This window comes from Hydrogenovibrio sp. (assembly GCF_965140365.1).
GTDB lineage: Bacteria > Pseudomonadota > Gammaproteobacteria > Thiomicrospirales > Thiomicrospiraceae > Hydrogenovibrio.
Genome location: NZ_OZ223196.1, coordinates 1859339 through 1883189, shown reverse-complemented (window position 1 = coordinate 1883189; position 23851 = coordinate 1859339). Strand labels below are relative to the sequence as shown.

The following is a 23851-nucleotide window of genomic DNA, read 5'->3' as shown; positions in this document are numbered from 1 at the left end:
GTAGGCTAATGCATATTAATAAGTTGGTGGTATTTTTTGTAAGTATTTTCTTATCTATTGACGCGTTAGCCGCTGAATTTGAGTACAAGGGAGAAAAAATAAGGTCATCCATAAGCTCTAACACCGTACAGTGCGATGGATATGAGATAAAAATAGAAGTTGAAAAATTTCCTTTTGAATATGAAAGCTACGTACCGAACATATTTAAAATCAGTGGTTTTTATGGTAGTAATGCGATTGTTTCAAGAAAAGCTTATTTAGTAAAAAATAAAATAACCTTAATTTCAGAAGCTAATAAGCTAGATGGAATAAAAGATTTTTTAGTTGAAAATAGAACGTATTTGCCGTTAAAGGCAATGTGTAAGGGAAATGATTTCGTTATCCTGTATTGGTCAGGAGGAAATTGTAAATCCTGTGAAGTTTTTGTTGAGTTTAGTGTGGACCGATCAGGTTTTGGTAATCCAAAATTAATCTCAAAGGAGATGGTTCGCGACAAATACGACTAAATTCATAGCAAGAATCAATGCAGAAGGTTTGGTTTGTTTTGAGGAGTCGACTTTATCTAAAAACGCCCAGGCCTGGGCGTTTTTTGTATTCAGCTTACTGAGCGCGCACGGAAAAGGTATCGGTGGCTTTGATTTTAATCACGTCCGGATTGGGGGTGTTGTTTTCAATCAGCCAGGCGATTTCGTCTTGTTGTTGGCTGGCGTCGAAGATTTTTTGCCAGACGCGTTCCGACACCTGCCAGCGGTAACCGCGTTGGCGTAAAGCATCTTTCAAATCAAACGGTGCGCTTGCGCAGTTTTTCGCGGTACATGGCTTGGTCCGCCACGGCAATCAGGTGTTGCATGTCGTTTGCGTCTTCTGGGAATACGCTGCAGCCGATGCTGGCGGACAGGGTCAAGGTTAAGTCTTCTACTTGAAGGCTGGGCTTGAGGTTGGTATGAATCGCTGTCATGATCGGTTTCAGGTCGGGTGGCGTGGCGGAAGGGGGGATAATAATCAGAAACTCGTCGCCGGATAAGCGCCCAACTTGGTCATGCTCACCGATTGAACACTGCAAACGCTCGGCAATGTGTTTTAAAACCACATCACCCACTGGATGACCGTGCGTGTCGTTAATGATTTTGAAATCGTTTAGGTCAATGAACAGAATCGCCATATAGTCTTGGTCGGCGATGGCCGTGTCTAAGGTGTGTTTCAATTGTTCTAAAATTAAGGTTCGGTTCGGTAACCCGGTTAGGCCATCATAATGTGCCGCCCGATAAAGCTCTGCTTGCATCTCTTTTTGCTGAGTAATGTCTTGTGCCATGCAAATCAGGTGTTTGTGGTGTTTGTGTCCGGTCTCAAACGGCATATTGGACCATTTGCACAGAATTCGTTGTCCGTCTTTACGAATGTTTTCGTTTTCAGAAAAGGTCAAAACCTTTTCGGCTAATGTGCGTTGAATGATGTCGGGAATGGATGGGTTTTGTGGTTTGGGTAATAGCAAGTCATACACATTGCGCTGAATGGCTTCTTTGGCCGAATACTGAAAGGTGTTTTCGGCTTCGCGGTTCCAATGGTGAATTAGGCCTTGCTGGTCGATCTCGATCAGGCTGACCGGTGCATTTTGAAATAAATCTTCAAACTGTTGGCGGCGCACATTGGTGCGGTGAAACTGCCGGTACACGATGGCGGCGAGTAATGATATCAGCACGAGAATGGCGACGGCATAATAGAGTTGCTGTTTGAGGTGCTCGTAATCTAAATCGACGGGTTCATACAGCATCCCTTCAACATCGAATTTTTTCGGCAAGATGCCCAGTTGATGGTAAGTATGGGCAATGTGCTGCCAGCGACCGGGGTTCATATAACCGATTTCCACCAGGTCTGGCATCATCAACTGGCGCATCCGCTCGGCTTCGTATTCAAGGTGCGCGCGGCTTTTTCGAGTTGAATACTGTGTCAGAATCAGGTCGATGATCTCGTCCGGATGCTGCATGGCGTATTGCCAGCCTTTTAAAGAGGCCTGGAGAAAGTCGGCGACGATTTTCGGGGATGCTTCGACCATTTTTTTAGTGGTAAAGAGGTTGTCGCCGTAAAAGTCGATGCCCGACATCACCGGGCGGAACAGTTGCACATCAAGGCCTTTTTGTTTGAAGTCGAACGGCTCGTCGGTGGTGTAAACCGACATGGAACCCACTTGCCCGTCAATGAGTTCGTCGATGCGGTGCCGATGATCCCGTAGTTGTAATTTATCAAGATTGACCCCTTCGGCTTTCAAGTAAGCCATCAGCTCCAGAGAGTTGGGTTCCATCATGATGGGATGGCTGGCGAGCTGGTGAATGTTTTCGATGCCGGAATCGGATAAGGCGGCCAGTGCCAAAGGCGAGTGCTGCATAATGACCGCCAGCACCACAATGGGGCTGTTTTCATAAAAATTCAATAACACCTCGCTGGTGCCGACGCCGAATTGCGCTTGCCCCGAAAGGACGGATTGGATTGGACCCTGTCCGATGCCGGCTTCTTTTAAGGTCACATTTAAACCGGCGTCACGATAATACCCTTGTTGGATTGCGGCGTAGTAACCGGCGAACTGAAATTGATGTTTCCACTTTAATTGCAGTGTAATGGGGGTCAATGAATCGGGATGGCTTGTATCTCGTCCTGCCTGCGCGGGATGCGAGAGCATAAACACCGTCAAAAAGAGGGCGAGACTAGAGCGGGCTATGATTGTCATATTTGTTATGGCGAGTGCAATTTTATTATATTTTATATGGTTGCATAGTACTGAAAAGTCATGAACTTGCCAAGCCGGTTCGAGTGATTTTTATTGCGCGCGCACGGAAAAGGTATCGGTGGCTTTGATTTTAATGACGTCCGGGTTGGGGGTGTTGTTTTCGATGAGCCAGGCGATTTCGTCTTGTTGTTGACTGGCGTCGAAGATTTTTTGCCAAACGCGTTCCGACACTTGCCAGCGGTAACCGCGTTGGCGTAACGCATCTTTCAAATCAAACGGCGCGCCGGTGGCTTTGATGAGCACTTTTTGCTGGCGCACGGAGGCCAGCAGGAAGTGGAAGGCGGGCAGTTGCGATTCGGAAATCGGGAAACTCAGCAAATGGGTGAGGGCTTGCACGTCGTCCAAGGCGCGGTGCGCGCCGTAGAAAAACTGCCCGACTTTCCAGCATAAAAATTCCTGACTGCGCGAGCCGACTTTGGCGAGGTGAAACCAGTCCACCTGGCTGGCGGAGCAGCCCCATACCTTTTCCACAAACAAATCGTTATAACGTTCCACCACCGGGCGGTCGAAAGCCGCGTTGTGCGCCACGCAAAGTTGAACGTCCGCCAGATCGGCTTCGACTTCTTCCCACGAAATGCTATGGCCTTGCACGTCTTCCATGGTCAGGCCGGTCACTTGGGTGACTTCGGGCGTGATTTCGCCTTCCGGTTCGTTGAGGAAGTTTTTGGCAAGCAATACGCGGTAGAAATGGCCTTGCGAATCGAATTCGACTACCTGATAACCCAGTTCGATGATTTCGCACACCGAGGTGTCCAGCCCGGTGGTTTCGGTGTCGATAATGCAGACTTTGTGATAAGTGTCGCCTTGCGGTGCCTGATATTGGGAAACGGCTTGAAAGCGGCGCAGGACTTGATAGTCACCGGAGGCATCGAGTTGTTGGGCGAGGGTTTCCAGATGGGTGTCGGTTGTCATAGGCTTTGTGATTCGCTGTATTAAAGATGATGTGAACGCTCATTGTGACAAAACTCGGCAGGACGGGCAACTGTTTCGCAAAGCGGATGAGTATGTGAATGGTAGGTGAGTTATCGAATCCAATATTGCACGGCTTGCCACCAGCGCACGTCAAACCGCAGGCGGACGTAAATATACAGCCGGTGATATTGCCGATAAGCGGATTCGATTTCCGCGGTGTTGAGCTGGGCGTGTTGCAACAGCCAGGCGATGCGGCGTGAATGGCTGCGCGGAATGTAACCGAGCAAGCAGGACGAACCGTTCAGCCAGATTTGCACGGCATGGCCGTCGAATTTATTCTCGGGTTCCGGTTTGAGTGTGACGATTGCGCCCGGTGTCAGCAAGCCATGATTTTCCACGGCATCGGTTTCATAGAAATACACGCCTTTGACCGGCAGCACCCAGCTTAAAGACGGGTGCAGGATTCTTTGGGTGAGCTTCTGAAACCAAGTGGAAAGCATGGCGTTATCCTTTCGAGTCTTCTAGCCTTTCATCCTTGGATATTCGGCGGGTCCAAATCCTCGGGATGCGGTTCGATGGTAAGGCTTTGTTGTTTGCACATTTCCCGACAGATTTGACAGTGCTTTTGCAGGGATTGCAGCAATTCGCGGATTTCGTCCTGTTGCAGTTCCTCCAAAAGCTGGTTGTAGAAACAGGTATGCACCTGAATCATTTCGCCCATCAGTTTCCAGGCCTCGGCTTCGGTCATCAGGTAATGGGCTTGGAACAGACGCATGGCAGGGTGTTCGTATTCCTGATGCGGAATTTCCCAGGGCGGAATGCTCGGCAGTGCCACCGTCGGCAGTTTGTCCAGCAGGAAGGATTGTTCGGATTCGAAATGCGGCAGCATGGAATCGAAAATCCGCGCGGCGCTTGGGTTGTGATGCGCCTGCAAGGTGTGGCCGAAAGTTTGGCAATGGTACATGGATTCTTCAATCATCTCATTGACGGCGGCCAGCACCCAGGCCAGGTTTTTCTGGCTGGTTTTCAAGTGTGGACGTGGCTGGGTTTTGGTGTGCAGTGCGTTCATACCAAATGGCCCTCTTCAATACGGTTCAGGATGGTTTGCGCTTGGTCTTCGGCTAAGTCTGCGGATGTGGCCTGTTCGGTTTGCCCAGTTTTGACCGTGCTGTCACCATCCGGGTAAATCGGCAAATCGGCCTGATAAAAAATGCCGGTATCGAAGCCATCGCTGCCGTGAATGGCTTTGGCGGCTTCGATGACATCGGACGTGGGTTCGACATTCAACGGGCGCATGGTTTTCTGCCATTCCTTTTCTTCGGGGCGGAAGGTCACGCAGGGGCTTTTCACTTCAATCAACGAAAAGCCTTTGTGTTGAATGCCTTCGACAATCAATTTGCTTAAGCCGTTCGGGTCGCCGGAAAAACCGCGGGCAATAAAGCTGGCGCCGGAGGCCAGTGCAATGCCCAATGGGTTGAAGGAGCGGATGCCGGTGCCGTGTGGCGCGAGTTTGCTGTGCCAGTCCGGCGCGGTGGTGGGCGACGGTTGGCCTTTGGTCATGCCATAGACTTCGTTGTCCATGACGATGTAAGTCATGTCCATATTTCGGCGGCAGGCGTGAATGAAGTGATTGCCGCCGATGGAATAGCCGTCACCGTCGCCGCCGGCGACCAGCACGGTCAAATCCGGGCGATTCAGCTTCAAGCCGCTGGCCACCGCCAGTGCGCGACCGTGGACGCCGTGGAATCCGTACACATCCAGATAGGCGGGTAAACGGGAGGAACACCCGATGCCGGACACCAGCCCGATTTTCTCTTTCGGCAAATTCAACCAGGCCAGGGCTTTGGTCAAGGCGCGAAGGATGAAAAAGTGACCGCAGCCCGGACACCAGACCGGGTGAATGTCGGACATATAATCGTTTGGCTTGGCCGGTCTGGCCGGTTTAGCAGGGTTATCGGATTCCGCAGAGGCTTGTGTGGTTCTGATCTCCACGTGATTCAAGGCGTCGGTGCTCATTTGGTTTTCTCCAGACAGGCGGTCAAGTGGTGTTCGACACGGGCGGGATTGAACAGAATCGGCCCGGCTTCGGCGATGGAAACGGCTTTGACCGGAATCGCACTTTGCGACAGCAGGTAATGATACAACTGGCCGCTGGCGTTTTGTTCGATGATGATGACCTGGTTGCCTTTGAGGTGTTTTTTCAGGACGTTGGTTTGCAGTGGCATTAACAGGCGCAAAGCGATTAAACCGATATTGGCGCCGTTGGCATTCAGGTTGTCGATGGCCACGCGCACCGCTTCATAACTGGACCCCCAGGTGATGATAACGGTTTTGGTTTTCGGCGGCAGGTCGAGGCTGGCCCATCGGTCGCCGTAATCGAACTCGGCGATTTTGCGGGCGCGTTTCGCCAGTTGTTCCGAATGGTCGGAAGCCATTGATGACGGCACGCCGACTTCGGTGTGTTCTAATCCATCGGCGGTGTATTGGGTGTCCGGCATGCCCGGCCAGGCAATCGGTGAAATGGCGTCTTCGGTCAGTTGGTATCGACGATATGCGCCTTCCTGCGGTGTGGCGGTTTTGCGTTGCAACCCGAAATCCTGTGGCGGCACCGGGTCGATAATGGCGCGGCATTGCCCTAAGTGTTGGTCGGTGACTTCCACCACCAATGTTTGCAGGGCTTCGGCTAGGCCGAGCGACCACTGCGAAATCGGCACCATTTCCTGCACGTTCAAGGGTGCCACCACCACGTGCGGCGCTTCGCCGTGAAAAGCATACAGCACTTGGTTCAAATCGGTTTGTTCGGACTTGGTGGGAATGCCGGTGGACGGCCCGCCGCGCATCACCGTGACCACCAACGTGGGCGTTTCGCTGGCAATGGCGAGGCCCATTGCTTCGGTCATCAAGGCAAAGCCGGGGCCGGAAGTGGCGGTCATGCTCGGCCAGCCGCCGAAGGAACCGCCGATGACCATGTTCATGGCGGCGAGCTCGTCTTCGGCAATCAGCACATTGCCGCCCAGTTGTTCGATGCGTGGCGCGAGGTATTCGACAATGTCGGTGGCGGGGGTGATCGGATAAGCCGCGGCCAGTTTTAAGCCGCCGCGCAGCGCGCCCAAGCCGCAGGCTTCGTTGCCGCTGATGTTCCAGCGTGGCGTGTTGGTGGGCGTCCAATCCGGCAGACGGCGATAGGGTGTTTCCTCGACCAGAGTGGTGCCGATTTTGACGGCTTCCAGCGATTGCTGGACGACTTCGTCGCCTTTTTTGCCGAGGGTTTTGCGCAAGGCCGCTTCCAGGGTGTCCAACGACAGGCCGATTTGCTGGGCGAGAATGCCGAGCGCGAACATATTGATGCGGCTGCCCTTGAGGTTGCGCACGGCTTCCTGCAAGGCGACACCAATTAAGGTAGCACCGGTACTTTCTACCAGGCCTGGTGGTTTTTCACGGCTGTTGTCGTAAATCACCAGACTGTCCGAGGTCAGCGGGATTTCATCGTGGAAACGTTCGAACTTTAACCAATCCAATGCCAGATGCAGGTGAGAGAATTCGGCAAGGGTTTCGATGGGCCGGTCGGAAAAGTGCAACATCACGGCAGATTCGCCGCCGCGAATCTGCGGGCCGAAGGAGCGGTTCATCACGCCGTAAAAACCGGCCTTGGCCACCGCGTCCAGCAGAATCAACCCGACGGTGACGGCCCCGGTGCCGCCGGAGCCGGAAATGGATACCGCCAGAGTGTTGCGCGGTTGGGCGCTGGCTTTGGGGGGCGGCGAAGACGTGGCGTTATCCGACATGAAAGCTCCTTTGCATGTGTGGTCTTATCGGGTATATTGGATTACGTCTATTTTAGAACAATCGAAATTAGGATACACGTTGAAAGCGTCGGAATCTGCAAATAATGTGACTCATGCAGAGACCTCGGTGACGTTTTCGCGACGCTGAACAGGAAAGGAGAAGGCGATGAAATTAGCGTGGTTGAGTTTGGTGTTGGGGGCGGTGTTTGTGTTGAACGGTTGTTCGACGGCGGAAGAACGCGCCTATCAGAAAGAATATCAAAAGGAAGCGGCTAAGGAGTCGCATCAGGAACTGAGCCGCGAAGCGGAAAAAGTTAAAGAATAATCATCGGCTAAACTGGCATTCTAAGCCATCAGTGTATTGAGCGCATCCGGCAAACGGTAACCCTGTTCAACTTCACCGTTTTCGGAAAGCAGTGTCAAGCGCACGGCGGTGAGTTGTAAGTCCGGCGTGTTTTCGTCGGCTTCGCCATGCAGACGGTCGCCGATAATCGGAAAACCGGCCTGCGCCAGATGAATGCGAATCTGGTGTTTGCGGCCGGTGTCGATGCTCACTTCCACCCGGCTTTGCTGTCGTTCGGCATCATAGGCCAGCCGCGTGACATGACTGCGCGCGGCTTTGCCGTCAATCGGGGCATCCAATGTGACGGTGTCCGGCGGAAATTCCCCTTTTACCCAGGCCTGGTAGATTTTACGAATGTGCGGTTGTCGCGGCTCATCCAGTTCGTCCTTGGCGTTCGCTCGTTCAAAACGGTGTGCGAGTTGTTGGGCGGTTTTCTTATTGTGCGCCAACAGCATCAGGCCGTCGGTGGCTTTGTCGAGACGGTGAATCGGCCAGCAGGGGCGTTGCTGGGGTGCCTGCTCGAAACGGTATTCGCTTTCCACCCAGCGGTACAGGGTGGTGTGGTCGCCCCATTTCGAACCTTGCGATAGCACGCCTTTGGGTTTGTACCAAACGCTGTATGTCTGTTCGTCCGCGATCAATACTGGCGAGGGAATCTCGCTGTTCAATACCGCCGGATTGTAGTAAAACGACACCTCGCTGCCGGCTGGGAGGACTTTTTTGGCGCGGCGAATTCGGCCAGGTCGGGTTAATTTTGGGGTTTCGCTGTCGGCGTCAGGTTTTTTTAACGGTTCGGCCACCCAGACGGCGCCTTGCTGGCAAAAGCGTTTTAAAGCTTGATTGGAAAAAGCCACGCCGTTGGGCAAATGCGTTTGCAAGGCGTCCAGAAGCGATTGTGCCTGCGCCAGCGTAAAGTGGCATTCAATCGGTGTTTCGGTGGCGTTTTCGATGTCGGGTGTCGTGGTCATGGGAATATTTTACGGGATTCTCATGACTTGCGGTGGCTTCATCGGTAAATTGTCCAGCATCGACGGTTTTTGCAGTACAATTTGTCGCATTGTCATCAAAGATGGTTCAGCCGAGTGCAAACATTACAATTGGATACTGAAACAATCGAGGTGGTCAAAACCACCCGCCGCGGTTCGATTGCTCTGAAAGTCGAACCCGACCGCATCGCCCTGATGGTGCCGAAACAATTCTCCGAAGCGACAATTGAATCCCTGATCGAAAACGAGCGGGATTGGCTGTTGCAGCAAATCCGCAAGCATCAGGCGGAAATGCCGAAACGTCTGTTGTTGAAAAACGGGCATGAGCTGTTGCTGTTCGGCGAAAAAATTCTGTTCAAAGAAGATCACCACACCCAAGTGAAAACCCTGTCGGTGGCACTGGACGGGGCGCATTTGATGGCGTATATGAAAACCGCCCGTGCTTTGAAGGACCCGCAAGCCACGCAACGCAAAAAAGTGGTGCAGTTTTTCAGCGAGCAACTGCAAACCTATCTGGAACCGCGTTTGCAGATGTTTGCCGAGCAAATTGGGGTGCAACCTTCTGAGGTGACGATTCGCAATTACAAATCCCGTTGGGGAAGCTGTTACTCCGACGGGCGTGTGCAGTTCAACTGGCGGTTGGCGATGGCTCCGAAGGACGTGGTGGATTATGTGATTCAGCATGAATTGTGTCATTTGATTCACCCGAATCATTCCGCCGATTACTGGGCGTTGGTGGCGCGACATTGCCCGGATTTCGAGACCCATAAACAGTGGTTGAAGGAAAATGGCGCGGCGCTGATTGCGTTTTAATTCAGATTTCAAACCTAAATTCAAACCTAAAGTGAAACCCAGGAAAGGACGCAGTATGGATAAGAAGCAGGAAGACATTCAACCCATGGTGGAAAATGAAGCCACGCCCGTGACCGAACCGGAAACGGCTTTGAAAGCGGAAGTGGAAGCAGAAGTCCGGTACGCCGGGTTCTGGAAGCGTTTGGCGGCGTATATCATCGACTTTGTGGTGATTTCGTTTGTGTTCGTCATTATCGGTTTTGCCCTAGCCTTGATGGGCTTGGTGGACTTGAATCAGGAAGTGCCGATGGAGGAATACGACAATTCGATTGATTTGATTTCGATTCTGATTACTTGGGGTTATTTTGCCTTGATGGAGTCGTCGTCGAAACAAGGTACGTTGGGCAAGATGGCGCTGGGCATTAAAGTCACGGATTACGATGGTCAGCGCATTTCGTTTCTGCGCGCCACCGGGCGCTTTTTTGGAAAATACCTATCAGCGATTTTGTTGATGATCGGTTTCCTGATGATTGCTTTTACGGCCCGCAAACAAGGGTTGCACGATATTCTGGCGCGCACCTTGGTCGTTAATCAGCGTTAAAAGCCAGACAACTTCACACTCTTTATTCTCACCAGGCCTGGGCGTTTTTGTTTCTGACAAGGTATGATGCCGTTCAGGCTGTGGTTTGAATCTGACGGCGCACACTCAGCCAGAGCAACAGCGCCAGCATCACCAGTATCGCTTGCGATATCGCCATCCATTGCAAACTGTGTTGCACATACGGCACGACGAGCGCGGCCACCAATCCCGCCATCCCCATTTGAAAGAGACTTTGCACCGAACTGGCCAAACCGCGTTGGCTTGGCAAGCAATCCAGTGCCACCAAACTGAGGCCGGGGTTCGCCATGGCAAACGCGAATGAATAGAGCACTAGTGGGGCAATCACCAGCCAGGCTTGAACCGGCAAGAAGCTTTCAAAGAAAAGGTTGATGATGACCGCCAGGCTCGCCAGAGCAAAGGCGACATTGATTAAGGTGGTGGCTTTAAAACGGTCGGTGAGACGGTGAATAAGAATGGAGCCGATCAACACACCGGACACCACCGGCACAAACAGTATCCAAAAATCTTGCTGGCCGAGCTTTAGGTGATCGAACACCACGCTGGCGGCACCGGCGACATAGATAAAGAACCCGCCGATAATAAACCCTTGTGCGGCCACCAGTCGCAAGAACTGTGGATGCACCAGACTTTGCCAGTAGCCTTGGAGGATGCGAAGCGGGTGAATGGATTGCACGTGTTCGGGGGATTGCGATTCCTTCACCCGAAAGGAAAACAGCATAATGATGATGACGCTGTAAATTGCCAGAAAATAAAACACCGAGCGCCAGCCCAGGTGTATTTCCAGCCAACCGCCGATAATCGGTGCCAATGCTGGGGCTGCGGTGAACAACATCATCATTAACGCCATGGCCTTTTGTGCCTCATCGCCCTGGAAGAAGTCTCGTAACATGGCGCGGCTGGCCACTAGGCTGCCCGCCAACATGGTGCCTTGCAAGGCGCGACCCAGCAACAGGGTTTCGATGCTCTGTGCCAAGGCGCTGAGAATGGAAGCGGCCAAATAACCGACCAGGCTGATGAGAATAATCGGTTTGCGCCCCCAACGGTCAGCCATCGGCCCCCAGAACAGCGTTGCCAATGCGAAGCTGATAAGGTAGATGGCCAATGTCTGTGAAAGCAAATCCCGGTTCGCGGACAGTTCGGCTTCAATGGCTGGAAAAGAGGGCAGATAGGTGTCAATGGTGAAGGGCGCGAGCATGCCGATCATGGCGACGATCACAATTAAAAACATCGGTGATAAGTTGGCTGTAGAGTGATTGGATGATGAAAGAGATGGCATGGGGCGCAGGTTCGAATTGAATTTGAAAGACGTTATTGTAACGCGTTCAGACGTTTGACGAAACTCGAAGAAACGTTTGCCGGGCGGTCCACTAATAATGTTGGAGAGAAAATAAAAAACCTCCCGTTTTCATCCTGAAAAGGGAGGTCGGCTGAGGAGAGTGGTTTGGGCTTAAACCGCGACCACAGTGATGGTACTCAGCCACCACATGAGTGCGACGGAACCGAAGGTCAAAATCAAGCCCCAGATAATTGCTTTAATGCCATTCATGTCATTACTCCTTAACGGCCGGCATGGCCGCGTAGTAATCCGCCAGACCTTGAATTTCTTCATCGGTCAGGTCGTGGGTGAATTGCGACATCCCTTGGTGGACGTCGTTATGGCGTTGGCCGTCCTGATAGGCTTTCAGGGTGCGGACAAAATACTCCGGCACCTGACCGGCCAAGGACGGAACGATGCCGTGGCCTTCGCCGTGTACACCGTGGCAGGAGGCACAAGGCGTAATCATACGATTAACATCCCCTTTACGCACCAAACGGTCAATTTTAGGATCGGCTTCAGAGCTTTCTGTCCAGTTGGTCAGCGGTTGTTTGGCATAGAAGGCCGCGATATCCGCAATTTCCTGGTCGGTCATGCTTTGCGCCAGTTTCACCATAATATTGGCTTGTTTGTAGTTTTCCCAACGACGCCCGTCGCGATAATCCAGCATCTGTTTGATGGTGTATTCTTCCGGCATCCCATTGAGTGATGGGTAGTTGCGGGAAGGGGATTTCCCTGTTTCACCGTGACAAGCCGCACACATCCATTGATGGTTTACTTTTTCACCATTAGTTGCGTTTCCGGCTGGCATTTTGTTGAGCGTATTTTGCAACGTGAAGTTGGTCCAAGGACTGGCCTCGGGCTTCTCGTCATGGCCGCCGGCTAAGGCCATACCGCTGAATCCGATAAAGGCGGCTGTGCAGGCGGAAATTAAAGTTCGTTTTAACATAGTTATTACCTCACACCTTTATCAAGAGAATACGTCTTTTACAAATTCACGTTGCCAGTTCTTTTGGTAAACGGCTTCGAGAATCGGCTGAGCCGGTTTGTCGGTAATCGGTGAAACACCCGCCGATTTCCCTTTCGGTTGAATCAAACCGTCACGTACCTCATAGATGGCGGCAATGGATACCCCGTAGTTCTGACCAGCCAAGCTGTAACAGACGTTGGAGTAAATGGCTTTTTGCAGTTCATGCCCTTTCAACGTATCGGCCACGGCTTGCGCACACACTTTGGCCTGCGAGTTGGCGGAGTAACCGGATTTCGGCATCGCATCCGCGATGCTACTGTCGCCCAGAACGTAAACCTCTTCTTGAATCGTGGATTCGAAGGAGTTACGTTTGATTGGGCACCAACCGGAACGATCCGTCAAACCAAGCTTCTGTGCCAGTTTACCGGCGCGTTGGTTCGGGATGATGTTGATTATGTCCGCTTTGTACTCACCGAATTCGGTGATGACCGTTTTGTTTTTGGCGTCCAGGCCAATGACTTTACCGCCGTCGGAACCCGGTACCCAATCCAGCAAGGACTTGTCGGTTTTGTAACCGTAGAGGCGCTCCCAGGCTTTTTTGAACGGTACGTCTTTGGTGAAACGCTCTTTTGGGTCCAACACGATCAGCTTGGCGGTCGGGTTGAAGTTCTTGAAGTGCTCTGCAAAGAAAGACGCGCGTTCATAGGGCCCAGGCGGGCAACGGAACGGGTTTTGTGGTGGTGAAATAATGGCGACACCGCCTTTTTTCAGGCCAAATAGTTGGTCTCGTAATTTCAGTGTTTGAGGGCCTGCTTTGTAAGCATGCGGGAAGTCACCTGCCGCTAATTCAGCATTGTAACCTTCATAATCTTCAAATTTGAAGTCGATACCCGGTGAGACCACCAACTTGTCGTATTGGAAGTTATGACCTTTTTCGGTACGCACGGTTTTTTTGTCGAAGTCGGCACCGACCACTTTGTCGATGACGACATTGACGTTGTACTTCGACTTAATTGTGTCCAAGTTGAACGTTAAGTCATCCAGTGTGTGCATGCCGGCAATAACATCGTTGCTTCGCAAGCAGGTGATGTATTCCGGGTCTTGCTCGATGATGGTGATTTTGACGTCCGGGTCGGCGAAACGTAGGTATTTCGCAAAAGTGGACCCGCCGACACCGCCGCCGAGTACCACAACGTGCGGCGCGGATTTGGCGAAGGCTTTGTTGCTTGCGCCGAAGATACCGGTGCCGGCAACCGCCGCGGCACCGAACACTTTGATCAGATCGCGTCGTGTGATTTTACGATCGAAAGTCATGTTTTCTAATTGGCTCATTCTTGACCTCCTGTCGAACCGGCTTTCTGTGCCGCCAACGACTCTTTTAAACTGGTTTCTTCCCAAGGTTTCATTGGTTGTTTGACGAACCATTCCGCCATGGCTTTGATTTCTTCATCGGTGAAGCCGCGCGCGACTCGATCCATAATGACGGCCGGGCGAGTGCCTTCACGATAAGCAATCATCGCTTTGGTGAATTGTTCGACCGACATGCCCGCCAGCGGCGGCATGGCTTCTTGTAGCTCCTGCCCGTTGGTGCCGTGGCAAGGTGCACATTGCCAAGCCATCGCTTGGCCGGAGGCTGTCGGTGTTTTAACATCTGCTTGCGCAGCGTGCGTTCCGGCCAGGGTGAGGGCACAGAATGAGACGGTTAATAATTGTTTTTTCATTGTCTTCTCCTTACAGTGACCAGATATAGAAGCCAACCGCAAAGAATTGAACCATCCATAGAGTCATGATCCAAATCGCGATTGTTCCCATTTTGTTGACGGTCTCACCGGGGGTGTAAACACCAACGGTTTGACCGGCTTTCCACGCGATGGTCAGGAAGTAAGCCAAGACGCTTCCCCCGACAATCGCAAAGGTCAGGAAGAACAAGCCAGTGGAGTACCAGTCTGCAATGACTTTGTAGTCGAAGAAGCTGTAGTTGAAGAAGCCGTTCAGGATGTCGTAACGCAACACTTCACGAGAGATCGCCACAATCAAGCCAACCACGAGCCCCATTGGTAAGGCCATATAGCTGCAGATGCGTGCTTCGCCTCTCAGGCGGATTAAGCCCCAGACACCGTAGAACAGAACGGCCGCGCCACCGATAATGCCCCAGAAGGAGGTCGCGAAATTGCCAGCGGTTTCCGGTAAGGTCATCATCCAGCCGATGTAAAGCACGGTTGAGATAACGGAACCGACCAACATCCATTTCTTGCCGACGCCTGCCGCCCAGTTCAAGTAGTCGTGATCGGCATCTTCTCGTACCGACTTAAAGCGACGGTAGGTGACCAGCATGGCACCGGCGACCGGAATCGCCAAACTGATGAAGAAGGCAAAACGCCAAGGGCTGTAAGCATGCAGTTTCGAACCAGAATAATCTAACGTACCGTTCTGCATATACCATTCTTGCCACAGTTCAGGATGCAACATTTGTTTGGTCAAACTGTGCATGATGAAGCCGACAACCAACATCAACGCCAAGCTGACAACCATTGACCAGCGAGATTTCGGTGTTAGGGTTTTATCACTTTCTTTGTTGTTGCGGAAGTAATAGAAGTACATCGCCCAATACGCCAGAATCAAAATGACGATAAAGGAAATGACCCAGTCGGCGGACAACACGTTCGAAGTGTACCAGTGCGGATCGTAGGTGACCTGCACAAACAGTAACGGCGCGACCCCGATCACAATGGCGACCGAGACGGACACCTTGGCGATTTCGAGCATGGCCGCCCCTAGGCGACGCCAGTAAGCGTTTTGACTAAAAGCGCCGATGAGAGTAATCAAAGAAGTACCCAGCATCAGTTGCACAAAGAAAATGTGCATGGCGAAGGTCAAAACCCCCAGTGCAATGAAAATAATCGGATAGGTTGGAATCCCTGCGGGGTTACGCAGGGCGTACATCATCTCAGTAACCTGAGCAACTTGAGCAGCGTCCATTATTTGCCCTCCTGTTCAACGGTCAGACTTGCGACTTTGTCGTCGGCCTGTTTAATGGCCAGCGCACGGTCACGGTCTGAGATTTCTTTTTTAATCGCCGCAGTGACGGCCGGTTCGCCGCCTTCCTTATTCATGACCAAGAAGGCTGATAAGGCTTTGACTTCGGATTCCAGCATCGGCATTTTCGGCATGTAAGCGATGTTGCCGGTGGTGAGTACCCCGCGAACATATTCTTCCATGCGTGCTTGCGTGATGCCGTCAGGGAAGTAACGACGCAGAGGACGAATCCCGGTGGCACTTGGAGAGTGACAATTGGAGCAATAGGTCATGGCGATGAATTCACCCGCCTGAATCATGTTGCCGTTATTGACTTCTTTCAGGTGTTCAGGCGTAAATGGATGCGCCTTTAGGATGCCGACTTTTTCGATGGTCGGTAGTTGAGATTTAATATCCATGCCTGGTACGTCACGCCCAACCACCTGGTTGGAATAAACGTATTGACCGGCCACCCAAGGTTTACGCATGGATTCACGCGCGGTCTCTTCAGGCCATAGGCCCGCCACCAGAATGATAATGGTCATAGCACCGGCAAAGCCTTGAACCAAGGTTTGAGGACGTAACATGGTAATGATGAAGTAAGCTAACGTACCCGCCAATACGGCCATGATGCTGGCTTGGAAGTAGTTCGGCAAACGGTTTTCCATGACCAGAATAGCTTGGTCCGGTACAGACGTTAAATACCATTGGAACATGGCGGCACCAATCAAGGTGGAGATAATCCCTAGCCAACCCAGTTTGCGGGCCATTTCTTTTTTGAAGGCCGGGTCTTTGATGCCGGAAATGATAATCCCGCCAACGACCGCTGTCATGGTGAACATGAACGCCACACGCATACCCAGTTGCGCAAAGGTGTTGGTGCCGTAGAAACCGTTCAGGTACCCGCCTTCTTCAAACCAGATTTCTTTCCCTGGAACCATCATGAACGAGAGTATCCCGACGATAATGACCATGGTCGCGAAAGAGGCGATCCCGAAAATCAGTGAGATTTTCATGTGCGTTTTTTTGTCGACCTTGCCGACCAGATACACAATCATGTATACACCGACCACTTCGATGACGAAGAAAACCCATTCTGTGGCCCACTTCCACACGAAGGAGTGGATCAGGGCGCCGATGCCGTTCGGACTGGCGACGGTGGTTGAGTACCAGATCCCCGGCCCGGTGATGGAACCGGCTACATAGGTAAAGACCAGCAAGAAAAGGCCGTATTTCTTAATAAAATCCAGCAGATCTTCTCGGTCTTCTTTGTAGGCTTTATGAGACAGGTAGGCAAAGAGAAGTGCGGCTCCCACGGAAGTGTGGGAGGCCAGCACGTGGAAGGTTGCGATAAGCGCAACCACCCAGCCTGAACCGACAATTGGTTCGTACCAGGTTGGATATAAGCTGATTAAATCCATCTTGCTATTCCTCGATATTAATATCTTTTATCTAGTATAAGCCCATGTTATGGCTTTGCGGTCATCTTAAGTACTCAGTGTGGTTAATGGAATTAGAAAAAATTTATATTTATGGGTGTATAAAACTTAATGATGATTAAAATATTCCAAGAATCAATCGGTTATGGAAAACATAGCGTCATACTATGGTCATGCCCTTCATGGTTTTTTCACACTTCAATGAAAAGCTTAAAATAGATTATAAGTAAATGTACATAGATTAAAACCTTTTCTGCTGTTTAAATGCGTTTTTAAACCTTTTTTTATAAAGTTTTGGTTTTTGAAACCAACGCAAGAGGTTTCTTTATTACGCCAATCAGTTTTTTTGATTGGAGTTAGAATAAGTATTCTAGAATAATCATTCTAAAATAATTGACGCGAGAAATAAAAGACGTATGGCTAACTTTTTTGAAGCTTCCGATATCAGTGCCTCCAAAAAACGTATTTTGCAAAGTGCGTTGACGTTGTTCGTGGAAAAGGGGTTTTTCAATACCTCGATTCCAGATTTGGTGGAGCACTCGGGCGTCAGTACCGGTTCGATTTATCATGCCTTTAAAGATAAAGAAACTCTGGCCACAGAGTTGATGCACCACTTGTTGGCCACCATTGAAGCGGAGCAGGCTGAGATTTTGGCGCAGCACCAAGACGTGAAGGCTCGTTATTTCGCTTTGGTGGAGTGGATGTTGCGGTTTGCGAAAACCTATCCGGATGTGGAGCAGTTTATTTTGTATGCACGCCATAAAGAGTTCATGCCGTCGGTCAAACCCATTTGTTCGGCGAAACCTTTTATGACGTTACGCGATGTTATTTTGGAAGGGCAGGACACTGGCATATTACGCCGAATGGATGTGATGGTCGCGTCGTCCATTGCTTATGGCAGCGTTTTGCGTTTGATCCAATTGTATTTGGATGGGGTGTTGACCACGCCGTTGATGACGCATTTCGACGAATTGACCGAAGCGGCTTGGCGAGCTTTGGCGGTTGAGTGATGCGCTTAGTTTGGTGAATGAATTTTTTTACAGTAGATCTCTAGGAGCGAAAATGATTTTAAAAATGGATTTGGTGTGGTGGTATTGGGCCATTACGGATGCGTTGTTGATTGCGGGTGTGGCAGGCGTGCCTTATGGCATTGAAGCGGCCATTGTCTTCAATGTGATACAAGTAGTGCATTTTTATGTCCGTAAGCCCGATGTGAAAGCCTTTCCTGTTCAGGTGCGGTTGGCTTATCTGGCATTGTTATTGGTCGCACTGTATCCGCCGCTGTTCTTTTTATATTACCTCATTATTCTCGGCACTTCGGCAATGGTGTTTTTCGACTATTGTTTCCTGGCGCGTTTTATGTCGTTGATGCCGTGGAACCATTCCGAGCGGTTTAGCTGGGGGCTTATTCGCGCCACTTTTTTTTCCAAACCCGTGGACGGCTCGGTGCAAAAAGCCTGAGCGCACCGATTTTAATATTCAATTGATTAGCGTATATGAAGGAAAAAGTTATGCGACAACTATTATCAACGTTGATTTTGTCGTCCGGTTTTGTATCCGGTGCGGTATTTTCGGCCGGAGATAAGGCCGGTGACCCTTATGTCATGGGGTTTGAAACCTATGCGAAGGAAATGGGAGGGGACACGACTTACAGTGGGTATGCGCAAGAAGTGGTCAAAACCGAACGCAAGGCGGGTTACATTGGCCCGACGGTACATTTGCCGAAGCCTGTAAAAGTGACCGATGGCGTTTATACGGTGGTCGGAAGTTTGATCTGGCATAATCCGTCCAACTACGGGTTGAACAATAACCTGACGTTTATGATTTTTAAAGACGGCGTTTTTGTGTTCAATGCGGGGCCGAATCCGGCCGTAGCGGCCGCGTTCCATAAAATGATTCGTTCTTATACTGACAAACCAGTGAAATGGGTTGCGGTGGAAAACAGTCAAGGCCATGCTTATCTCGGCGCCAGTTATTGGGTGGATGTGGGCGTGAAAAACCTGTATTCGCATAAACGTGCTAATGATGATTTTCATAAAGGCTTTAAGTCGATTAAAGAACATTGGTCGTCGCGAGTGGGGGCGGAAATCACCCATTCGGCACGTGATGTGTCGGACCAATTCACCACCTTTGACGATAAATTGACCGTCGATGTCGGTGGTGGCGAGGCCGTTGAAGTCTTGAACTTTGGCCCCGGCCATACCCCAGGTTCGACATTGGTGTATGTACCAAGCCGTAAGCTGCTGTTGACCGGCGACTTGGCTTATAACTCCCGGATGTTGGCGTTGTTCTCTTACACGAATACGCTGCACTGGGTGGAATCTTTTGACCGGATGATGGCGGCGATGCCGAACGATGTCAAAGTGATTCCGGGGCATGGTGCGCCGACCGATATGGCGACCATTAAGCGTGACACCTATGATTATCTGACGTATATGCAAACCGAAGTGCAGAAAATCATCGACCGGGGCGGTTCGGAAGAGGACGCTTTGGAAATTGATCAATCGATGTATCAGGACCGTCCAGTCTTCGAACAGACGCATCGAAATAATGCCAGTCATATTTATCGTGAGATGACCGGTGGCGATTTAGGCGAAAACTTCGAGTAATTTTTGTTCGAACGGCGGCCTTAATAACCGCGTTCAGCATATTAAAAGGTTTCATTGCATTGCAATGAGGCCTTTTTTATTTGTCACCTGACAAATGCCGTTTCCGACTTTCCTTTTCTATCCCTATCCATTTTAGCGCTATTTTGACCAGGCCTGGTTTGTTTTCTGATGGGGTGGCGTCATATTTTTGGACGGTTTTTTTGAAGCGCTTCCAAGTTTTTTGATCAAAAAAATGCCATTTTGTTTTGAATTTTTAGAAAAAACGATTCTGTTTAAGTTACTGAAAAATAAGTATTTATTTTTAAAGTATTGATTATCGTCAATTCTAACCATCATGCCTTTCAATTAGTCACCTATAGGTTGGCGCACTAATATTGCACTTGAATTTATTTCAACTCCAAAAACAAGGAGAGCATTTATGGCGAGTAAAACGTTTGACGCTGGTGTACAGGATTACCAGCTGACTTATTGGACACCAGATTATACGCCTCTGGATACAGATCTATTGGCTTGTTTTAAGGTTGTTCCTCAAGATGGTGTACCGCGTGAAGAAGCAGCAGCGGCTGTAGCGGCAGAATCATCAACGGGTACCTGGACGACTGTATGGACGGATTTGTTGACGGACATGGAGTTCTACAAAGGTCGCGCATACCGAATTGAAGATGTCCCAGGTGATAAAAATGCATTTTATGCATTCATCGCTTACCCATTGGATCTTTTCGAAGAAGGGTCTGTTGTAAACGTATTGACTTCATTGGTCGGTAACGTATTCGGGTTTAAAGCCGTACGTTCACTTCGTTTGGAAGATCTACGCTTCCCAATGGCGTTCATTAAAACCTGTGGTGGGCCACCATCCGGGATTCAAGTTGAGCGTGATAAGTTGAACAAATACGGTCGTCCTATGTTGGGTTGTACCATCAAACCAAAACTGGGTCTTTCGGCTAAAAACTACGGACGTGCCGTATATGAATGTTTGCGCGGTGGTCTGGATTTGACCAAGGATGACGAAAACATCAACTCGCAACCCTTCCAGCGTTGGAGAGATCGTTTTGAATTCGTCGCCGAAGCGGTTGATAAAGCGACTGCGGAAACCGGTGAGCGTAAAGGTCACTATTTGAACGTTACCGCTGGTACCGTTGAAGAAATGATGAAACGTGCCGAGTTCGCTAAAGAGCTGGGTCAGCCAATCATCATGCATGACTTCTTGACCGCTGGTTTCACAGCGAATACCACGTTGGCGAACTGGTGTCGTGAAAATGGCATGTTGTTGCACATTCACCGTGCCATGCACGCCGTAATCGACCGTAACCCGAACCACGGTATTCATTTCCGCGTATTGGCTAAGTGCCTACGTTTGTCAGGGGGTGACCACCTACATACCGGTACGGTTGTTGGTAAGTTGGAAGGTGACCGTGCTTCGACGCTTGGTTTCGTTGATCAATTGCGTGAAGCATTTGTTCCAGAAGATCGTTCACGTGGTGTGTTCTTTGATCAGGACTGGGGTTCCATGCCTGGTGTGATGGCGGTAGCCTCCGGTGGTATCCACGTATGGCACATGCCGGCATTGGTGAATATCTTTGGTGACGATTCGGTTCTTCAGTTTGGTGGTGGTACGCAAGGTCACCCAGGCGGTAACGCAGCCGGTGCGGCAGCCAACCGTGTGGCATTGGAAGCTTGTGTTAAAGCACGTAACGAAGGTCGTGACCTGGAAAGAGAGGGTGGAGACATCTTGAGAGATGCGGCTCGTACGAGTAAAGAATTGGCAGTCGCTCTGGAAACTTGGAAAGAGATCAAGTTCGAGTTCGATACCGTTGACAAATTGGATGTGGGCTAAGCCGCATCTTATTTGAATGAATCCTAACAATACAAGGAGATAAAAATGTCAATGCAAACAGATGATTACCGTACTCAGTACACGTTGGAAACCTTCTCGTTTTTACCGGAATTCAATGCGGATGAGGTTTACGACCAGATTGTTTACATCATCAACCAGGGCTGGACACCAGCTCTAGAGCATGAAGATCCGGCCAATGCCTCAGCACATTACTGGGGAATGTGGAAGCTACCATTGTTTGGTACGCGTGATCCAAATGAAGTTTTGGTTGAGTTGGACGCCTGTCGCGCCGCTTACCCAAACCACTTGATTCGTTTGATTGGATATGACAACTACACCCAGTGTCAAGGGCACAATTTTGTAGTTTACCGTCCTCGCGGAATGTAATTCGCACGGAACGAATAACGAGATTAAACGAGTCATCAAGACGAAAAGGAGGCTTTAGCATGAGTAACAATGCTCAAAGCGGTCGAGCCGCAGCGATTGCGCGCCGAAAAGCACAGGTGAAAGGAAAGGGAGGGCAGGCGTCAGCTTCGACAGCGACGCGCCAGCGTCCATCCACTCCCGAGCCGGTTGCGACAACGGCGGCACCTGCACCTTCTCCAGTTGCTTCTAAGCCGTCTCGCTCTCGTCGCCAAGTTTCAGCTGCTGCGCCAACTCCGGCGTCCGCAGCAGGGCGTGAAGCGGCGAAACAGAAAAGACAGCAACAGAAAAACGGGAAAAGTGCGGCAGATGCGGCTAAGTCAACGTCTCACCCTAGTCAGAAGGCGAAAGCCAAGCAAAAACCGGAAGAGCCGATTGTCGAACCTCGTCAGTCTAAGACACCGAAGCCTGCGGCACGTTCAGAACGCCGTAAAGCGGTAAAACCTGAAGTGGCCGTGCAACCGAGCGGACGCCTTCAATCGAAGGCCTACCGTCAGGCGCAAGCTAAAGGCAAAGTCGGGCAGGAGGCTTTTAAAGCGAAAGGCACAAGTCAGTCTGGTGCCAAAGCCAAATTGGCGAATCCGGATGCATCGACGCGCGAGATTGCAAAGCAAGTTCGTGCCGAAAAATGCGCTAAAGGCAAAACCTGTTCAACTGGCGGTTCACGACCTATGCGGCAACCGAGAAATAGCGACCCGTTACCCCAAAAAGTGGGCGAGTCACAAACTCTAAGTGGTCAAACCGTTTCCGGTACGCAAGTCGGTCAAGGTGAAAAGAAAATGACAGGCGCTGAAACCGGTGCATGTCAATTGGTGAGCGGCACGGAATATTTGGGCTCTGAAGAGTTCAATGCGAGCTGCAGTTCTCAACCTGAGGCGAGGCCGGCAAAAGTGACGCAAACGCAAACCACTCGTGGTCAAAGCGTGAGCGGAACCGAAGTCGGGCGAGCTGAAAAAATGACCGGTAATGAAACAGGAACCTGTTCATCCATTACAGGAACCGAGTATTTGCCGGCCGACCAGAGTCAAATGTACTGTGGTTCCGTTCCTGCGAAAGCGAATGCAACCGGTTTTTCGGTGATGTCTCAGCCAGCGCAGAGCAACGGTAACAAAATCACCGGTGGCGACAATCGACAGTCTCAATCGACAACGATTAAGCCAAAAACACCGGCGAAAGCGCCGCAAAAGGTAATGCCTTCGCAAACGGCCAAAGGTAATACGACGACAGGTACCCAGGTGGGCCGCCTGGAAGCCGTAACCGGCGGTGAAGCAGGAAGTTGTAAATCTGTTACGGGTACAGGCTACCAGAGTGTGGAAGAGGCGGAGGCTTTATGCCAAATGCCCGCCACCGATACGGCCACCAAGGTAACCGCTTCTGGAACCAGTCGCGGCCAAAAGGTCACGGGGGAACGCAGTGGTGCTTACTACGGTATGACGGGTGCAGAAACCGGCGATTGTCAAGCGGTAACCGGCACACCTTATACGGGCGCTGAGCAAGCACAATTGTGCTCGGTTGATCAGCAAACTGAAATAAAGGTTCGGCAGCGTCAAGGCGCTAACCCGTCCATTTCAGGTGTTCAACCGGGGCCTCAGGGACTGACAGGTGCTCAAAAAGGGGCTTGTGAATTGGTTTCAGGGACACATTATCAAGGCAACGATCAAACCGCCATGGTATGTGATTCTAACAATGCCGCGGCACCGGGCGAGTCGGATTTTCCGATGATGGTGGGGCAAGCGCAAGCCGCTCCAGTGGCGATGGCAGAACCTGCGCCGGAACAAGGGTCGAGAATTACCGGTGACGGATGGGACAGAGGTTCCAAAGTCACCGGTACGGATGGACCTTGGGCGGCACAGCGTAATGCCTCGGTTCGTGGCACGGCTAAACAGTCTCCTATGGCGGCTGCGCAGTTTACGCCGGGGGCCAATGCCGAAGTGCCGATGAGTCCGATTACGGGTTCATCCGGTAATACCGACACGGGCGCGAAAGTGACTTTGTCGGGCGGTGCTAGAGCTTAATGATTGTGT

General features: G+C 50.9%; 24 protein-coding genes. 10 read left to right on the top strand and 14 right to left on the bottom strand.

Annotation, left to right across the window (positions count from 1 at the left end):
- The first annotated feature begins 8 nt into the window (after window positions 1-8).
- The gene (locus AC0KH7_RS08975) at window positions 9-506 is read left to right on the top strand and encodes a hypothetical protein (RefSeq protein WP_472372682.1); all 498 of its coding nucleotides are present in this window, start codon (window positions 9-11) and stop codon (window positions 504-506) included.
- A 94-nt stretch (window positions 507-600) separates the two neighbouring features.
- On the opposite strand, the gene AC0KH7_RS08970 is transcribed toward AC0KH7_RS08975, so the two are convergent.
- The 7 genes from AC0KH7_RS08970 to AC0KH7_RS08940 form a co-directional block, all read right to left on the bottom strand.
- Entirely contained in the window at window positions 601-780 is a 180-nt protein-coding gene (locus AC0KH7_RS08970; protein ID WP_472356943.1) for a hypothetical protein, read from the bottom strand.
- A gap of 1 nt (window position 781) precedes the next feature.
- Window positions 782-2674, bottom strand: a complete 1893-nt coding sequence (locus tag AC0KH7_RS08965) for a diguanylate cyclase domain-containing protein (protein WP_472372680.1) — start codon at window positions 2672-2674, stop codon at window positions 782-784.
- Window positions 2675-2812: 138 nt separating this feature from the next.
- Window positions 2813-3694, bottom strand: coding sequence for a 3'-5' exonuclease (locus AC0KH7_RS08960; RefSeq protein WP_472372678.1), 882 nt, complete (start codon window positions 3692-3694; stop codon window positions 2813-2815).
- A gap of 110 nt (window positions 3695-3804) precedes the next feature.
- On the bottom strand, window positions 3805-4194 hold the full coding sequence (locus AC0KH7_RS08955; protein ID WP_472372676.1) for an HIRAN domain-containing protein: 390 nt from the start codon (window positions 4192-4194) through the stop codon (window positions 3805-3807).
- A 29-nt stretch (window positions 4195-4223) separates the two neighbouring features.
- A complete protein-coding gene (locus AC0KH7_RS08950) occupies window positions 4224-4763 on the bottom strand; it encodes a hypothetical protein (protein ID WP_472367418.1) in 540 nt (179 codons plus the stop codon).
- The gene (locus tag AC0KH7_RS08945) at window positions 4760-5710 is read right to left on the bottom strand and encodes a 2-oxoacid:ferredoxin oxidoreductase subunit beta (protein ID WP_472372674.1); all 951 of its coding nucleotides are present in this window, start codon (window positions 5708-5710) and stop codon (window positions 4760-4762) included. The genes AC0KH7_RS08950 and AC0KH7_RS08945 overlap by 4 nt, the downstream gene beginning before the upstream one ends.
- Window positions 5707-7479, bottom strand: a complete 1773-nt coding sequence (locus tag AC0KH7_RS08940; protein ID WP_472372672.1) for a 2-oxoacid:acceptor oxidoreductase subunit alpha — start codon at window positions 7477-7479, stop codon at window positions 5707-5709. The genes AC0KH7_RS08945 and AC0KH7_RS08940 overlap by 4 nt, the downstream gene beginning before the upstream one ends.
- Before the next feature lie 166 nt (window positions 7480-7645).
- Here AC0KH7_RS08940 and AC0KH7_RS08935 point away from each other — a divergent pair, with 166 nt between their 5' ends.
- Entirely contained in the window at window positions 7646-7804 is a 159-nt protein-coding gene (locus AC0KH7_RS08935) for a hypothetical protein (protein WP_192893978.1), read from the top strand.
- A gap of 20 nt (window positions 7805-7824) precedes the next feature.
- On the opposite strand, the gene AC0KH7_RS08930 is transcribed toward AC0KH7_RS08935, so the two are convergent.
- The gene (locus tag AC0KH7_RS08930) at window positions 7825-8790 is read right to left on the bottom strand and encodes a pseudouridine synthase family protein (RefSeq protein ID WP_472372670.1); all 966 of its coding nucleotides are present in this window, start codon (window positions 8788-8790) and stop codon (window positions 7825-7827) included.
- A 114-nt stretch (window positions 8791-8904) separates the two neighbouring features.
- Between AC0KH7_RS08930 and AC0KH7_RS08925 the strand changes: the two genes are divergently transcribed.
- A complete protein-coding gene (locus AC0KH7_RS08925; RefSeq protein WP_472372668.1) occupies window positions 8905-9621 on the top strand; it encodes a M48 family metallopeptidase in 717 nt (238 codons plus the stop codon).
- 55 nt (window positions 9622-9676) lie between these two features.
- The gene (locus tag AC0KH7_RS08920) at window positions 9677-10201 is read left to right on the top strand and encodes an RDD family protein (RefSeq protein WP_472372666.1); all 525 of its coding nucleotides are present in this window, start codon (window positions 9677-9679) and stop codon (window positions 10199-10201) included.
- A gap of 73 nt (window positions 10202-10274) precedes the next feature.
- On the opposite strand, the gene AC0KH7_RS08915 is transcribed toward AC0KH7_RS08920, so the two are convergent.
- The 6 genes from AC0KH7_RS08915 to AC0KH7_RS08890 form a co-directional block, all read right to left on the bottom strand.
- Window positions 10275-11450: a multidrug effflux MFS transporter gene (locus AC0KH7_RS08915; protein WP_472372664.1), complete on the bottom strand. Its 1176-nt coding sequence runs from the start codon at window positions 11448-11450 to the stop codon at window positions 10275-10277.
- Window positions 11451-11772: 322 nt separating this feature from the next.
- Entirely contained in the window at window positions 11773-12486 is a 714-nt protein-coding gene (locus AC0KH7_RS08910; RefSeq protein ID WP_472372662.1) for a c-type cytochrome, read from the bottom strand.
- Between the two features lie 21 nt (window positions 12487-12507).
- Complete coding sequence (locus AC0KH7_RS08905) at window positions 12508-13839, bottom strand: FCSD flavin-binding domain-containing protein (protein ID WP_472372660.1); 1332 nt, start codon at window positions 13837-13839, stop codon at window positions 12508-12510.
- Window positions 13836-14228 carry a c-type cytochrome gene (locus AC0KH7_RS08900; RefSeq protein WP_472367377.1) on the bottom strand — a complete coding sequence of 131 codons (393 nt, stop codon included), beginning with the start codon at window positions 14226-14228 and terminating at the stop codon, window positions 13836-13838. The genes AC0KH7_RS08905 and AC0KH7_RS08900 overlap by 4 nt, the downstream gene beginning before the upstream one ends.
- Before the next feature lie 10 nt (window positions 14229-14238).
- Window positions 14239-15486 carry a hypothetical protein gene (locus AC0KH7_RS08895; RefSeq protein ID WP_472372658.1) on the bottom strand — a complete coding sequence of 416 codons (1248 nt, stop codon included), beginning with the start codon at window positions 15484-15486 and terminating at the stop codon, window positions 14239-14241.
- Window positions 15486-16943, bottom strand: coding sequence for a c-type cytochrome (locus tag AC0KH7_RS08890; protein ID WP_472372656.1), 1458 nt, complete (start codon window positions 16941-16943; stop codon window positions 15486-15488). The genes AC0KH7_RS08895 and AC0KH7_RS08890 overlap by 1 nt, the downstream gene beginning before the upstream one ends.
- A gap of 434 nt (window positions 16944-17377) precedes the next feature.
- Here AC0KH7_RS08890 and AC0KH7_RS08885 point away from each other — a divergent pair, with 434 nt between their 5' ends.
- From AC0KH7_RS08885 to csoS2, 6 genes are all read left to right on the top strand, one after another.
- Complete coding sequence (locus AC0KH7_RS08885; protein ID WP_472372654.1) at window positions 17378-17971, top strand: TetR/AcrR family transcriptional regulator; 594 nt, start codon at window positions 17378-17380, stop codon at window positions 17969-17971.
- Between the two features lie 52 nt (window positions 17972-18023).
- Complete coding sequence (locus AC0KH7_RS08880) at window positions 18024-18422, top strand: hypothetical protein (protein ID WP_472372652.1); 399 nt, start codon at window positions 18024-18026, stop codon at window positions 18420-18422.
- Window positions 18423-18472: 50 nt separating this feature from the next.
- Window positions 18473-19570: an MBL fold metallo-hydrolase gene (locus AC0KH7_RS08875; protein WP_472372650.1), complete on the top strand. Its 1098-nt coding sequence runs from the start codon at window positions 18473-18475 to the stop codon at window positions 19568-19570.
- Between the two features lie 418 nt (window positions 19571-19988).
- Complete coding sequence (locus AC0KH7_RS08870) at window positions 19989-21404, top strand: form I ribulose bisphosphate carboxylase large subunit (RefSeq protein ID WP_068650386.1); 1416 nt, start codon at window positions 19989-19991, stop codon at window positions 21402-21404.
- Between the two features lie 45 nt (window positions 21405-21449).
- Window positions 21450-21791: a ribulose bisphosphate carboxylase small subunit gene (locus tag AC0KH7_RS08865; RefSeq protein ID WP_029938609.1), complete on the top strand. Its 342-nt coding sequence runs from the start codon at window positions 21450-21452 to the stop codon at window positions 21789-21791.
- 59 nt (window positions 21792-21850) lie between these two features.
- Window positions 21851-23842 (top strand): carboxysome assembly protein CsoS2, encoded by a 1992-nt coding sequence (csoS2, locus tag AC0KH7_RS08860; protein ID WP_472372648.1) that lies wholly within the window; start codon window positions 21851-21853, stop codon window positions 23840-23842.
- Window positions 23843-23851 lie beyond the last annotated feature (9 nt).